13 protein-coding genes are annotated in these 13194 nt (G+C 60.3%); 6 read left to right on the top strand and 7 right to left on the bottom strand.

The genetic code is table 11. The annotated features are described in order from the left end of the window. Window positions 1-49: 49 nt before the first annotated feature. From ACX3YF_RS07050 to ACX3YF_RS07030, 5 genes are all read right to left on the bottom strand, one after another. Window positions 50-2110, bottom strand: a complete 2061-nt coding sequence (locus tag ACX3YF_RS07050) for a GGDEF domain-containing protein (protein WP_458973587.1) — start codon at window positions 2108-2110, stop codon at window positions 50-52. Then, entirely contained in the window at window positions 2107-2985 is an 879-nt protein-coding gene (locus ACX3YF_RS07045; RefSeq protein ID WP_103405363.1) for an endonuclease/exonuclease/phosphatase family protein, read from the bottom strand. Before ACX3YF_RS07045 ends, ACX3YF_RS07050 begins: the two co-directional genes overlap by 4 nt. 14 nt (window positions 2986-2999) lie before the next feature. Next, on the bottom strand, window positions 3000-3641 hold the full coding sequence (gene dsbA / locus ACX3YF_RS07040) for a thiol:disulfide interchange protein DsbA (protein WP_130207998.1): 642 nt from the start codon (window positions 3639-3641) through the stop codon (window positions 3000-3002). Between the two features lie 199 nt (window positions 3642-3840). Beyond that, window positions 3841-4464, bottom strand: coding sequence for a c-type cytochrome (locus ACX3YF_RS07035; protein ID WP_198132148.1), 624 nt, complete (start codon window positions 4462-4464; stop codon window positions 3841-3843). A 46-nt stretch (window positions 4465-4510) separates the two neighbouring features. Further along, on the bottom strand, window positions 4511-4801 hold the full coding sequence (locus ACX3YF_RS07030) for a c-type cytochrome (protein ID WP_103405366.1): 291 nt from the start codon (window positions 4799-4801) through the stop codon (window positions 4511-4513). 191 nt (window positions 4802-4992) lie between these two features. On the opposite strand from ACX3YF_RS07030, the gene yihA reads away from it, so the two are divergent. Beyond that, window positions 4993-5634, top strand: a complete 642-nt coding sequence (yihA, locus tag ACX3YF_RS07025; RefSeq protein ID WP_047535804.1) for a ribosome biogenesis GTP-binding protein YihA/YsxC — start codon at window positions 4993-4995, stop codon at window positions 5632-5634. A 291-nt stretch (window positions 5635-5925) separates the two neighbouring features. On the opposite strand, the gene polA is transcribed toward yihA, so the two are convergent. Continuing rightward, on the bottom strand, window positions 5926-8730 hold the full coding sequence (gene polA / locus ACX3YF_RS07020; protein WP_196585130.1) for a DNA polymerase I: 2805 nt from the start codon (window positions 8728-8730) through the stop codon (window positions 5926-5928). Window positions 8731-8804: 74 nt separating this feature from the next. Here polA and ACX3YF_RS07015 point away from each other — a divergent pair, with 74 nt between their 5' ends. Both ACX3YF_RS07015 and ACX3YF_RS07010 read left to right on the top strand, forming a co-directional pair. Further along, complete coding sequence (locus ACX3YF_RS07015) at window positions 8805-9095, top strand: DUF2782 domain-containing protein (RefSeq protein ID WP_130207990.1); 291 nt, start codon at window positions 8805-8807, stop codon at window positions 9093-9095. Window positions 9096-9152: 57 nt separating this feature from the next. After that, on the top strand, window positions 9153-10103 hold the full coding sequence (locus tag ACX3YF_RS07010) for a homoserine kinase (RefSeq protein WP_458973586.1): 951 nt from the start codon (window positions 9153-9155) through the stop codon (window positions 10101-10103). 46 nt (window positions 10104-10149) lie between these two features. On the opposite strand, the gene ACX3YF_RS07005 is transcribed toward ACX3YF_RS07010, so the two are convergent. Continuing rightward, window positions 10150-11079 carry a zinc ABC transporter substrate-binding protein gene (locus tag ACX3YF_RS07005; protein WP_130207986.1) on the bottom strand — a complete coding sequence of 310 codons (930 nt, stop codon included), beginning with the start codon at window positions 11077-11079 and terminating at the stop codon, window positions 10150-10152. Between the two features lie 57 nt (window positions 11080-11136). Here ACX3YF_RS07005 and zur point away from each other — a divergent pair, with 57 nt between their 5' ends. Genes zur through znuB form a run of 3 tightly spaced genes read left to right on the top strand, consistent with a single transcriptional unit; the run spans window position 11137 to window position 13185 of the window. Next, window positions 11137-11619: a zinc uptake transcriptional repressor Zur gene (zur, locus tag ACX3YF_RS07000; RefSeq protein WP_130207984.1), complete on the top strand. Its 483-nt coding sequence runs from the start codon at window positions 11137-11139 to the stop codon at window positions 11617-11619. Then, window positions 11619-12404, top strand: a complete 786-nt coding sequence (gene znuC, locus ACX3YF_RS06995) for a zinc ABC transporter ATP-binding protein ZnuC (protein ID WP_090327104.1) — start codon at window positions 11619-11621, stop codon at window positions 12402-12404. Before zur ends, znuC begins: the two co-directional genes overlap by 1 nt. Next, window positions 12397-13185 (top strand): zinc ABC transporter permease subunit ZnuB, encoded by a 789-nt coding sequence (gene znuB, locus ACX3YF_RS06990; RefSeq protein WP_090327107.1) that lies wholly within the window; start codon window positions 12397-12399, stop codon window positions 13183-13185. Before znuC ends, znuB begins: the two co-directional genes overlap by 8 nt. The last annotated feature ends 9 nt before the right edge of the window (window positions 13186-13194 follow it).

Below are 13194 nucleotides of genomic sequence, written 5' to 3'. Positions count from 1 at the left end.
CGCGCGGCCGCCATTCGCGCAGTTTTAAACAAAATGGAACAATTGCCCGTCAGCCCAGTTCCACCCGGTTTCGTCCTGCATTTTTTGCCCGGTATAGCGCCTGATCGGCTCTCTTAAGCACCAGGTCGCTATGTTCCCCCGGTTTGAACGCCGTCAGGCCCATGGAAATAGTGATCGTCACCCGCTCACCCTTGAAGTGGAAAGGGCAGGCTTCAATGGATGCGCGCAGGTATTCCAGCAGCTTCATGCCGGCCGCCGGCACGGTGGAGGGCATCAACAGGACAAACTCTTCACCGCCGAAGCGTGCAATGAAATCCGTGCCACGCAGGCGCTTGCGCAGCACGCTGGCGATGAGTTTCAGCACTTTGTCGCCCGCCAGGTGACCGTAGTTATCGTTGATGCGCTTGAAGTGATCGAGGTCGAGCATCGCCAGCATCAGCGTGTTGCCGTGTTGCTGCCACTCGCTGATTTCGTGGTCCAGGCGTTCGCTCCAGGCGGCGCGGTTGGGCAGACCGGTCAGCGGGTCGATCAAGGCTTTCTGGCGTTGCTCTTCGAGGTGTTCGCGAAAGCCCAGGGCCTCCTGCTCCATGAGGGCCACCCGTTCGGCCAGGCTTTTCAGGCGGCCCGCCACCTCCTGCTCACGCTCGTCGCGTTGCTTGCGGTGCTGGTCCATGGTGCCCAGCAGACCTTCGAGTTGGTTCTCCAGTACTTGCTTGAGGTCATCCAGGTCTGCCGCTTCATGCATGCTGTTCTGCAAGCCGTCGACTTGTTCGCGGATCTGCGTGTCCATGGCTTGCGCGGCAGACCGGTTGTCGGCATGACCGTCGCTGGCAGCCTGCAGATTGCTCTGGAACGATTCGAGTCGTTCATTGAGTCGTTGCAGGTAAGTCTCGAATTCGTGCTGACCGCTGTCGGAGATCGCCAGCATCAAGGTGGCGAGATCGTCGAGGATCGGTAGCAACTCGTACCAGTTCAAACCATTTTTCAAGCGGTCACGCATCGATTCGGCTTGCGGGCGGTGACGTTCAGGTAGCGTCAGGTCGTCGAGCAGGCCCAGCAAGGTGTCTTCGATGTGTTTGGCTACCGAGCTGTACGACGGCTCGGGCGAGTCCGGCAGGGCATAGAGTATGTCGTCCTCGGATTGCTCCGGATCGATGGCCGCCAGTGCCTGGGCCATGGGCGCCGGGAGTGGCAGGGTGTCGAGAAACACCACCGGGTTCAGTTCGTCAGGGTTGGTCCCCAGGTCAGTCTGCGCCAGCGGCACGACGGAGGAGAATTCCGCCTCCCTGGGTGCCTCTGAAGCAGGTGGGGCCGTCGTCTCGATGGGCGATTCGGGCTCTTGTTGAGGCTCCGGGGTTGGCGGAACAACTGCGTGTACGGCTGACGATTCTGTCGTTTGCGATGAAGTGTCGATGGCCGGTGGGGTGGAAACCGCTTCGGGAGAGACCGGAAGCGCCTTCGGCGGCTCATCGAGGGCGGGCACGAGATCCACAGGTACTGAGGGTGTCGCGGCAACCGGTGCGCAAACGGCTTCGGCGGACGGCGCGATGGGGGCCTGTTCCAGGGCGACGGCCGCTTCCTCGGTTTCGCGGTGACCGAACAGCCGCTGCAGCAGCCCCGGTCGATCGGGTTCTGTCGGGCTATCCAGCTGACTCAGGGCCTTGCCCTGCAGACCGCTGAGCTCACTCAGGAGCAAAGGGATCTCGCGGGCCTGGCTGACCCGACTATCCAGTTGTTTGGCGAAATGCTTCAGTGGTCGCCGGACTTCTCGGGGCAGCGGCAATTTTTGCAGTTGAGTGACCAGTGCGGTCAGTGCGGCGCTGGTCTGGTTGACACGTGTCTCCCGGCGCTGCTCGGACTCGAGCACGGCTTTTTCCAGGCGCGGGAGCAGGGCGGCCAGGCCGGCGTCCATGTCGTCGGTGCGCACCACTTCGCGCATTTCCTTCATGCACTGGTCGACGGCGCGGTCGGTGCCTTCCGCCGCCAGGGTGCTGCGTACCAGGCCGCGACGCAGCAAGTCGAGGCGTGCGTCCCAGCGACGTTCGAGCTTTTCCTGTTGTTCGATGCTTTTGAGGTATTTCTCTTTCCAGCGCTGTGTTTCGTCGCTCATTCAAGGGATCCGCGAGGGGCAGGACTCAACGCGGGCAATGCATCGGCCGTGAGCGAACCCGGCAGACGAATCTCTACCGCGACCGGCAGGTGATCGGAAATGGGCTGGGCCAGCACTTCGACCTTTTCAAGGGTCAGGGTCGGGCTCAACAGAATATGGTCCAGACAGCGCTGCGGACGCCAGCTGGGGAAGGTCGCTTCCAGTTGCGGGGCCAGCAGGCCGAGGTCACGCAATGGCGAGTTTTGCAGCAAGTCGCTGGCATGGGTGTTCATGTCGCCCATCAGTACCTGGTGCTTGTAATCGCCGATCAGATCACGGATATAGGCCAGTTGCAGGCTGCGGGCGCGGGCGCCCAGTGCCAGGTGCATCATGACCACCACCAACGCCTCCGGGCCTTCGCCGAAGCGCACCAGAATCGCCCCGCGGCCTTTCGGCCCCGGCAGCGGATGATCTTCAATCGCCCACGGGCGCAGACGGCTCAGCACGCCGTTGCTGTGCTGAGCGAGACGCCCGAGATTTCGATTGAGTTGTTGATACCAGTAGGGGAAGGCGCCGAGCTGGGCCAGGTGTTCGACTTGATTGACGTAGCCTGAACGCAGGCTGCCGCCATCGGCTTCCTGCAACGCGACCAGGTCGAAGTCGCCGAGCAGATTGCCGATTTTCTGCAGATTGTCGGCACGCCCGGGGTGCGGCAACAGGTGTTGCCAGCCTCGGGTCAGGTAGTGCCGATAGCGCTCGGTGCTGATGCCGACCTGAATGTTGAAGCTGAGCAAGCGCAGACGGCTGTCCGCCGGCAAGCCCGTAGACTCCAGATGGTGTTCGTTGACCTGCGGATCATGCAGGCCAACGACGCGTTCGGTTCCCCAGCGGCGCATGGTGAGTACCGCGCTTAGTTGGCGGCAGCCTTGTTAGCCGCTCGCTCTTTGTCTACCAGTTTGTCGGCCAGTTGCAGGGCCTGTTCGGCACCGCCGGCAGAACCGACGTCAAAACGATACTTGCCGTTGACGATCATGGTTGGAACGCCGGAGATTTCATATTTCTTGGCCAGTTCTTTGGCCTTGTTGATCTGGCCCTTGATGGCGAAGGAGTCGAAGGTGGCCAGGAACTTGTCCTTGTCTACGCCCTGGGTGGCCAGGAAGTCCGCCATGTCATTCTTGTCGGTCAGCTTTTTGTGTTCTTTCTGGATGGCGTTGAACACCGCAGCGTGCACCTTGTGCTCGACGCCCATGGCTTCAAGGGTCAGGAACATTTGGCCGTGGGCGTCCCATGGACCACCAAACATGGCGGGGATGCGTACGAAATTCACGTCGGACGGCAATTTTTCAACCCACGGATTGATCACTGGCTCGAAGGCATAGCAATGCGGGCAGCCGTACCAGAACAGCTCCACCACTTCGATCTTGCCAGGCACGGCAACCGGAACCGGATTAGTCAGTTCGACATAAGGGGTAGCGGGGGCTTCGGCGGCCTGGGCAGTCATGCCGAACAGGCTGGCAGCGACGAGTGCGGCGCTGATGATCAGATTACGCATGCTTTACTCCTGGACAAATTTATCGCCACGCGCGACCTCTTTTCAGACAGGTCCGGGCGGGCTTGAGTTCTGTAGTGTAACGGCAGCGGCCACAAAAAAGGGCGGCCAAAGCCACCCTTTTTATACTTGCTGCGATGGATTAATCGAGCGTTAACGTGGCAGGCGATAGACACCCTGCGCAACGCCCGATTCGCCGGTCTTAGTGCAGGCCCTGAATGTAGCTGGACACCGCTTCGATGTCTTTGTTGCTGAGCTTCGCGGCAATACTGCGCATGACCATGGTGTCACCGTCGTTCGTACGGTTACCTTCACGGAAGTCAGTTAGTTGCTTGGTCACGTATTGAGCATGCTGACCACCCAAGTGCGGGAAGCCGGCTGCCGCGTTACCCGCGCCATTGGGCGAGTGGCAACCGGTGCACGCAGGCATGCCCTGATCCACTTTGCCGCCACGGAACAAATCCTGACCGCGAGCCACAAGCTTCTCATCGGCGGCACCGACACTGCCTTTCTGGCTGGAGAAATAGGCAGCGATATCGGCCAGGTCCTGATCGCTCAGGTTGGTCAGCAGGCCTGTCATTTCCAGAACCGTGCGCTTGCCCGACTTGATGTCGTGCAGTTGCTTGGTCAGGTAGCGTTCACCCTGGCCGGCCAGTTTTGGAAAGTTAGGCGCCATGCTGTTGCCATCCGGGCCATGACAGGCACCACATACGGCGGCTTTTGCCTGGCCTGCAGTGGCGTCACCAGGTTTTGCTGGCTCACCTGCAGCATGGGCAATGCCGGAGATCCCCACGGTCAACAGCAGACTCACGATCAATTTGTTCATCAGCTAATCCAACTACGGCTAAGGGTTAAAGAGTTATGGACCGGGATTACTCGCTCATCCACTGGATGATGGCCTGGTAATCCTCGGCACTGCAGTCCATGCACAAACCACGCGGCGGCATCGCCTTGAAACCCTGGGTCACGTGTTGCACCAGCGTCTCCATACCTTTCGCCAACCTCGGCGTCCAAGCTGCCTGATCGCCCTTGCGGGGCGCCATGGGTAGTTGGCCGGAATGACAGGCACCACAAACACGGTTGTACACAGCTTCCGGATCCTGTGTAGCCTGAGCGCTGTAAAGCGGCATCAAGACACCGGCAACTAGCAGCCATTTCGTCATAAAACGACCTTTTCAGGGTTGAGAGCGTGTTGCGTTCTAATGCGCAATCAAGGTCTATCGCTCTCATGAACTTCATCCTACGCTGGGACAAAGCGCACACAAAATCTGCGGCATTATATACTGGCGTCAGTGAAACGGAAGCGACACCGCTTGCCGCGCCCATTCCAGGCGCCGCCCACATCGGAAATCCCATGCAACTCAAGAACCCCATCCTCGGTCTGTGCCAACAGTCCACCTTCATGCTCAGCGCCGCCAAAGTCGACCAATGTCCGGATGACGAAGGCTTTGAAGTGGCCTTCGCCGGTCGTTCCAACGCCGGCAAGTCCAGTGCGCTTAACACCCTGACTCACGCGAGCCTGGCGCGAACCTCGAAAACGCCGGGTCGCACACAGTTGTTGAACTTCTTCAAGCTAGACGATGAACGCCGTCTGGTCGACCTGCCAGGTTACGGATACGCAAAAGTACCCATTCCGCTCAAACAACACTGGCAGCGTCACCTTGAAGCGTACCTGGGCAGTCGCGAAAGCCTGAAGGGTCTGATTCTGATGATGGATATCCGTCATCCAATGACCGACTTCGACCTGCTGATGCTCGATTGGGCCGTCGCCAGCGGCATGCCCATGCATATCCTGCTGACCAAAGCGGACAAGCTCACCTACGGTGCAGCCAAGAACACGCTGCTCAAAGTGCAGTCGGAAATTCGCAAGGGTTGGGGCGATGCCGTGACCATTCAGCTTTTTTCGGCGCCAAAACGCATGGGCCTGGAAGACGCCTACACTGTACTGGCGGACTGGATGGAGCTGGCGGACAAGGGCGCCGAAGCGGCCGAGTAAAAGCTGCAGGCAAAAAAAACCCCGGACTTCTATGGGGAGGGGGAAGGTCCGGGGTTCAAGTTCTAGACCGCTAGGGCGGGGTCCAGATATCTGCCAACACTTAACACAACATAGGAGCATCGAAGGGCTTCACCAGCCATTCAGTAACTCTGAGTGGTGTTTTGGCGGATTAGTTCAGATTTTTTTCGAATGCCTTTGGAATAACCCTAAGCGCCTTCCGGAATAATCACCCTTCGTTTGCTCTGCTGCGGCACTACGCCGCAGCAGGAGAGCAGTGTCTGGTCAGAAGGCTCAGTGAGCCTCATCCCAGTTGTTGCCTACGCCCACTTCCACCAGCAACGGAACGTCCAGTTTCGCCGCGCCACTCATGTGCAGGCGAATTTCCTCGCTGACCTGATCGACCAGGTCTTCACGCACCTCAAGCACCAGTTCATCGTGCACTTGCAGGATGACTTTGGCATCGAGGCCGGATGTGGCGAGCCAGTTATCCACCGCGACCATGGCTTTCTTGATGATGTCCGCCGCCGTGCCTTGCATCGGTGCGTTGATCGCCGTGCGTTCAGCGGCGGCGCGTTCCTGCGGCTTGTTGGAGTTGATCTCCGGCAGGTACAGCCGCCGCCCGAAGAACGTCTCCACATACCCTTGATCCGCCGCCTGTGCGCGGGTGCGGTCCATGTATTGGCGAACGCCGGGGTAACGGGCAAAGTAAGTGTCGATGTAGGCCTTGGCGGTCTTGGTGTCCACGCCAATGTCCTTGCCGAGCTTTTGTGCGCCCATGCCGTAGATCAGACCGAAGTTGATCGCCTTGGCGCTGCGGCGCTGGTCGGAAGTGACCTCGGCCAGCTCGACCTTGAACACCTCGGCGGCGGTCGCGGTGTGCACGTCCAGATTGTGACGGAAGGCGTTCATCAAGCCTTCATCGCGGGACAGGTGAGCCATGATCCGCAACTCGATCTGCGAGTAGTCCGCCGCCAGCAACTTGTAACCGGCCGGGGCCACGAAAGCCTGGCGGATGCGACGCCCTTCAGCGGTGCGCACCGGAATGTTCTGCAGGTTCGGATCGCTGGAGGACAGGCGTCCAGTGGACGCCACCGCCTGATGGTAAGACGTGTGGATGCGCCCGGTACGCGGGTTGATCTGCTCCGGCAAGCGGTCGGTATAGGTGCTTTTCAGCTTGCTCATGGAACGGTATTCCATGAGCACTTTCGGCAGGCGATAGTCGTCCTCGGCCAGTTTGGCCAGCACTTCCTCGGCAGTGGATGGCTGGCCCTTGGCGGTTTTCTTCAGCACCGGCAGACCGAGTTTCTCGTAGAGGATGGTCCCCAGCTGCTTGGGCGAACCGAGGTTGAACTCTTCGCCGGCGATCTCAAAGGCTTCGCGCTCCAGCGCGACCATCTTGTCGCCCAGTTCGATGCTTTGTAGGCCCAGCAGCGCGGCATCGACAAAAGCCCCTTGGCGTTCGATGCGCGCCAGCACGGGCACCAACGGAATTTCGATGTCGGTCAGCACGCTGGCCAGGCTCGGGATAGCGGTGAGTTTCTCGAACAGCGCCTGGTGCAGGCGCAAAGTGATGTCGGCGTCCTCGGCGGCGTAAGGCCCGGCCTGCTCAAGGGCAATCTGGTCGAACGTCAGCTGCTTGGCTCCTTTACCGGCGATGTCCTGGAAACTCACTGTGGTGTGATCCAGGTACTTCAGCGCCAGGCTGTCCATGTCATGGCGGGTCGCCGTGGAGTTGAGCACGTAGGACTCAAGCATGGTGTCGAAGGCAATGCCGCGCACAGTGATGCCGTTGGCCTGATCGCCACCGATGGCGCAGTTGGCCAGGATGTTCATGTCGAACTTGGCGTGTTGGCCGACCTTGAGTTTGTTCGGGTCTTCCAGGATCGGCTTGAGGGCGCGCAGGACGGTGTCGCGGTCCAGTTGCTCGGGCACACCGATGTAGGAATGGGTCAGCGGGATGTAGGCCGCTTCGTTGGCCTGCACGGCGAATGACAGGCCCACCAGTTGCGCCTGTTGCGCGTCGATGCCGGTGGTTTCGGTGTCGAAGGCGAACAGTTTGGCGTTGTGCAGTTTCTCCAGCCAGACGTCGAACCGTGCTTGATCAAGAACGGTTTCGTATCGGGTTTCGGAGGTGACCGCGGGCGCTTCGGCGTCGGCGGCGCTGAACAGGTCGGCGAGCGGCTCTGGCTCGGCGGCAGCGCTCAGTTCGATACGCTTGGCGTCGCGTTGCAGATCGTTCAACCAGCTCTTGAATTCCAGCAGGCTGTAGAGCTCGTAAAGTTTTTCCGGATCTTCGGCACCCATTTGCAGGTCTTCGAGGCCGATATCCAGCGGCACGTCGACCTTGATGGTCGCCAGCTGATAGGACAGGAACGCCATTTCCTTGTGCTCTTCGAGCTTGGCCGGCAGGGTCTTGGCGCCCCGGATCGGCAGGGTCGGCACGATATCGAGCTGCGCGTAGAGCTCGGTCAGCCCGCCATTGACCCCGACCAGCAGGCCGGAAGCGGTCTTCGGACCGATGCCCGGAACTCCCGGAATGTTGTCGGAAGAATCGCCCATGAGCGCCAGATAATCGATGATCTGCTCGGGAGCGACGCCGAATTTCTCCTTCACGCCCTCCACGTCCATGCTGCTACCGGTCATGGTGTTGACCAAGGTAATGTGGCCGTCGACCAGTTGTGCCATGTCCTTATCGCCGGTGGAGATGATCACCGGACGGTTGGCGGCTGCGCTGCTGCGGGCCAGAGTGCCAATCACGTCATCGGCTTCGACGCCATCAACGCACAGGAGCGGGAAGCCCAGAGCGATCACGCTCTGGTGCAGCGGCTCGATCTGCACGCGCATGTCGTCGGGCATGCTCGGACGGTTGGCCTTGTATTCGGCGTACAGGTCATCGCGAAATGTCCCACCCTTGGCATCGAACACCACGGCGAACGGACTGTCCGGATATTGCTTGCGCAGGCTCTTGAGCATGTTCAGTACGCCCTTGACCGCACCGGTCGGCAGGCCTTTGGACGTGGTCAGTGGCGGCAGCGCGTGAAAGGCGCGGTACAGGTAAGAAGAACCGTCCACCAGGACGAGGGGAGCTTGGCTCATGAGCAGGATCAACCTTTTCGGCGGGTCCGGCGCTAGAATAGCGGGACCGTTGACGACAAAGGGACAAGGTTATCATGTGCACACTAAATCGCCTGTTGCTGGCTGGCTTGTTTGCGATCGCTCCATTAGCCGCCATGGCGGCGGACGATGCGCCTTCCGCAGATCCGGAAGTAACCATTCGCACGGAAGGCGATAAAACCATTCAGGAATATCGGCAAAATGGTTTTTTGTATGCCATCAAGGTCACGCCGAAAATAGGTAAGCCGTACTTTCTTGTGCGTGCCGATGGCACCGATGCAAACTACATCCGCTCGGATCAGCCGGATATGCTGATACCGTCGTGGAAGATCTTTGAGTGGAAATAGTTTCTTAATTTCAATCGGCGCTGGCCTGCTGGCGGCGCCCGTACTGGCAGTTTAAACATGTCTGTGTTCACTCCCCTGGCTCGGCCCGAGCTGGAAGCTTTTCTCGCCCCTTATGGCCTCGGCCGCCTGCTTGATTTCCAGGGGATTGCCGCCGGTAGCGAAAACACCAATTTCTTTATCAGCCTGGAGCAGGGCGAATTCGTCCTGACCCTGGTCGAGCGTGGTCCGGTCCAGGAGATGCCGTTCTTCATTGAACTGCTCGACGTGCTGCACGAAGCCGATCTGCCGGTGCCTTACGCCTTGCGCACCACCGACGGTGTTGCCCTGCGCGAACTGGCCGGCAAGCCAGCGCTGTTGCAACCGCGCCTGGCCGGCAAGCACATCAAGCAAGCCAATGCGCAACATTGCGCGCAAGTCGGCGAGTTGCTCGGCCATCTGCACCTGGCGACTCAAGCCAACATGATCAAGCGCAAAACCGATCGCGGCCTCGACTGGATGCTGGAAGAGGGGGCGCAGTTTCTGTCGCACCTGAATGCCGAGCAGAAAGACCTGCTGCAACGGGCGCTGGAAGAAATCACTCGGCAAAAAGAGAAAATTCTGGCGCTGCCGCGAGCCAACATCCACGCCGATCTGTTCCGCGATAACGCGATGTTCGAAGGAACGCACCTGACCGGGCTGATCGACTTCTACAACGCCTGCTCGGGGCCGATGCTCTACGACGTGGCGATTGCCTTGAATGACTGGTGTTCGGACGAAGAGGGGCTGATCGATGGGCCACGTGCCCGGGCTTTGTTGGGGGCCTATGCGGCCCTGCGGCCATTCACTGCTGCCGAAGCCGAGCTATGGCCGACCATGCTGCGTGTGGCTTGCGTGCGCTTCTGGCTGTCACGCCTGATCGCAGCGGAGTCGTTCGCCGGGCAGGACGTGTTGATTCACGATCCGATGGAGTTCCAACTGCGGTTGGCGCAGCGGCAGAAGGTCAATACGCCGCTGCCTTTCGCGCTCTAAGTTTTGGTGAGGGGGGCAAGCCCCCTCACCACAGGTTTTGTGTCAGTTACAGCGACTCAAGGCACCCTGCCAGGTCATTGCCCAATTTTTCCAGTACCTGCTCATACCCCTGGGCAGTCGCTGGTGTGTATCCGCCCAGCGCATCCAGTTCCGCCAGTTTCACCGGCAGCCCGGCCACCAGGGTTTCCGCCAGGCGCGGACGCAGGGGCGGTTCGCTGAACACGCAGGTCTTGCCCACTTCCTGCAGCCGCGCGCGCATCGCCGCGACATGCTGGGCGCCGGGCTGCACTTCGGCTGCAACACTGAAAACGCCGGTGTGCTTGAGCCCATAAGCGTCCTCGAAGTAATCGAAGGCTTCGTGGAACACGAAGTAAGGTTTGCCTTCAATACCGGCCAGACGTTTCTTCAGGCGCAGATCCAGCGCATCGAGACGTTCATCGAACGCCTTGAGATTGCTTTGATAGCGCGTGGCATTGGCGGGATCGGCTGCACTGAGGTCAGCCGCCATTTTCGCCGCGATGACACGGGCGTTGATCGGCGACAGCCACAAATGTGCGTCCAGGCTACCCGGGCGATGATCGTGGTCATGTTCATCGGCCTCTTCGGCGTGGGAGTGACTATCTTCGGCGAAACGGCGCAGCTTCATGCCCGGCAGATCCTGCACGGCGACGCTCGGCAGCGTACGACCGTTCAGCACGCGTGGCAGGAAACCTTCCATGTCCGGGCCGATCCAGTACAGCAGATCCACCGATTGCACTTTCCGTACATCGGAAGGGCGCAAGGCATAGTTATGCGGTGAGGCGCCCGGCGGCAGCAGCACTTCCGGAATCGCCACGCCGTCCTGTACCGCAGCGGCTATCAATTGCAGCGGCTTGATGCTGGTAAGGACTTTGACTTCGGCGTGGGCCGAGCCGATCAGCAGAAAACTGGCGACAAATGCGACAAAAACAGAAAAAAGTCGGGACACGATGACCACTCGAAGAGGCGAGAACGGGTAACATAATAACGTCTCTCACCATACGCGTCGCCGCTCATGCCTAAAACACCGATTGCCAGCCGTCCCCACGACCACTCTCATTGCGTTCACAGCGCTTTGTCCGAGGCCGATGCACTTTGCGCGCGCCAGGGCCTGCGTTTGACCGCCTTGCGTCGCCGGGTGCTGGAACTGGTGTGGCAAAGCCACAAACCGCTGGGCGCGTACGACATTCTCGCGGTGCTGAGTGAGCAGGACGGCCGCCGCGCCGCGCCACCGACCGTGTACCGGGCGCTGGATTTTCTATTGGAGAACGGCCTGGTTCACCGGATCTCCTCGCTCAACGCCTTCATCGGCTGCAATCACCCGGAGCACGCGCATCAGGGCCAGTTCCTGATTTGCCGCCAATGTCACGCGGCCATCGAGCTCGAGCAGAAGTCCATCAGCGACGCGATCATCGCCAGCGCTCAGGATGTCGGGTTCGTCGTCGAAGGCCAGACCGTCGAAGTGATTGGTCTTTGCTCAGGTTGTCAGGGGGCTTGATGAGCAACGCGCTGATCCGCCTCGAGCAGGTTGCCGTCACGTTTGCCGGGCAAAGTGTGCTGGATAACATCGAGTTGAGCGTCGAACCGGGCCAGATCGTCACATTGATCGGCCCCAATGGCGCAGGCAAGACGACGTTGGTGCGCGCTGTGCTCGGTCTGTTGAAACCGGACAGTGGCAGCGTCTGGCGCAAGCCGAAACTGCGCATCGGTTACATGCCGCAAAAACTTCACGTCGATCCGACACTGCCGCTCTCGGTTCTGCGCTTCTTGCGTCTGGTGCCGGGCGTGGACCGGGCGATGGCCCTGGCGGCCCTCAAGGAAGTCGGTGCCGAGCAGGTGATCGACAGCCCGGTGCAAAGTGTTTCCGGCGGTGAAATGCAGCGTGTCTTGTTGGCCCGGGCCTTGTTGCGCGAGCCGGAACTGCTGGTGCTCGACGAACCGGTGCAAGGTGTCGATGTGGCCGGTCAGGCCGAACTCTACAGTTTGATTACCCGTCTGCGTGACCGTCACGGTTGCGGGGTATTGATGGTGTCGCACGACCTGCACTTGGTGATGAGCACCACTGACCAGGTGGTTTGCCTCAATCGCCACGTTTGCTGTTCCGGTCACCCTGAGCAGGTCAGCGGCGATCCGGCCTTCGTCGAGCTGTTCGGAAAAAACGCACAAAGCCTGGCGATTTATCACCACCATCACGACCACGCCCACGATCTGCATGGCTCGGTGGTCAAGGCGCCCGGATCGGGCCATACCCACGTCCATGGAGATAGCTGCAAGCATGGCTGATTTTCTGCTCTACGCCCTGCTTGCAGGTCTGGCCCTGGCGGTAGTCGCGGGGCCTTTGGGTTCCTTCGTGGTCTGGCGCCGCATGGCTTATTTTGGCGACACCTTGTCCCACGCGGCCCTGCTGGGCGTGGCGTTGGGCTTTTTGCTGGATGTCAGTCCGACCGTAGCGGTGACCGTGGGCTGCTTGCTGTTGGCGGTGTTGCTGGTGACTTTGCAACAGCGTCAGCCGCTGGCGTCTGACACGCTTTTGGGAATTCTCGCACCCAGCACGCTCTCTCTGGGCCTGGTGGTACTAAGCTTCATGCACGAAGTGCGGATCGACCTGATGGCGTATCTGTTCGGCGACCTGCTGGCGATCAGCCCGACCGATCTGGCCTGGATCCTGGGTGGTAGCGCGGCCGTTCTGGCGCTGTTGGTGGCCTTGTGGCGGCCGTTGCTGGCCATCACTGTGCACGAGGAGTTGGCCAGGGTCGAGGGCTTGCCCGTAGCCGGATTACGCATGGCGCTGATGCTGTTGATCGCCGTGGTAATTGCCGTGGCGATGAAAATCGTCGGTGTGTTGCTGATCACTTCGTTGCTGATCATCCCGGCGGCTGCGGCACAGCGTCACGCCCGCTCACCGGAGCAGATGGCACTGGGTGCGAGCCTGCTGGGCATACTCGCCGTGTGTGGCGGATTGGCGTTGTCCTGGTTCAAGGACACCCCGGCCGGCCCGTCAATTGTGGTGGCGGCCGCCGCGCTGTTTCTGCTGAGTTTTGTTCTGCCCCGTCGAGGGGTGTAGACTTGCTCG

The organism is Pseudomonas fluorescens group sp. PF-69, assembly GCF_054481235.1.
This window is presented reverse-complemented; position numbering and strand designations above follow the sequence as displayed.

Excerpts from the sequence above, each read along its gene's own strand:
- ACX3YF_RS07050 (WP_458973587.1), bottom strand. The coding sequence starts at position 2,110 with ATGAGCGACGAAACACAGCGCTGGAAAGAGAAATACCTCAAAAGCATC.
- ACX3YF_RS07045 (WP_103405363.1), bottom strand. The coding sequence starts at position 2,985 with ATGCGCCGCTGGGGAACCGAACGCGTCGTTGGCCTGCATGATCCGCAG.
- dsbA (WP_130207998.1), bottom strand. The coding sequence starts at position 3,641 with ATGCGTAATCTGATCATCAGCGCCGCACTCGTCGCTGCCAGCCTGTTC.
- ACX3YF_RS07035 (WP_198132148.1), bottom strand. The coding sequence starts at position 4,464 with ATGAACAAATTGATCGTGAGTCTGCTGTTGACCGTGGGGATCTCCGGC.
- ACX3YF_RS07030 (WP_103405366.1), bottom strand. The coding sequence starts at position 4,801 with ATGACGAAATGGCTGCTAGTTGCCGGTGTCTTGATGCCGCTTTACAGC.
- yihA (WP_047535804.1), top strand. The coding sequence starts at position 4,993 with ATGCAACTCAAGAACCCCATCCTCGGTCTGTGCCAACAGTCCACCTTC.
- polA (WP_196585130.1), bottom strand. The coding sequence starts at position 8,730 with ATGAGCCAAGCTCCCCTCGTCCTGGTGGACGGTTCTTCTTACCTGTAC.
- ACX3YF_RS07015 (WP_130207990.1), top strand. The coding sequence starts at position 8,805 with ATGTGCACACTAAATCGCCTGTTGCTGGCTGGCTTGTTTGCGATCGCT.
- ACX3YF_RS07010 (WP_458973586.1), top strand. The coding sequence starts at position 9,153 with ATGTCTGTGTTCACTCCCCTGGCTCGGCCCGAGCTGGAAGCTTTTCTC.
- zur (WP_130207984.1), top strand. The coding sequence starts at position 11,137 with ATGCCTAAAACACCGATTGCCAGCCGTCCCCACGACCACTCTCATTGC.
- znuC (WP_090327104.1), top strand. The coding sequence starts at position 11,619 with ATGAGCAACGCGCTGATCCGCCTCGAGCAGGTTGCCGTCACGTTTGCC.
- znuB (WP_090327107.1), top strand. The coding sequence starts at position 12,397 with ATGGCTGATTTTCTGCTCTACGCCCTGCTTGCAGGTCTGGCCCTGGCG.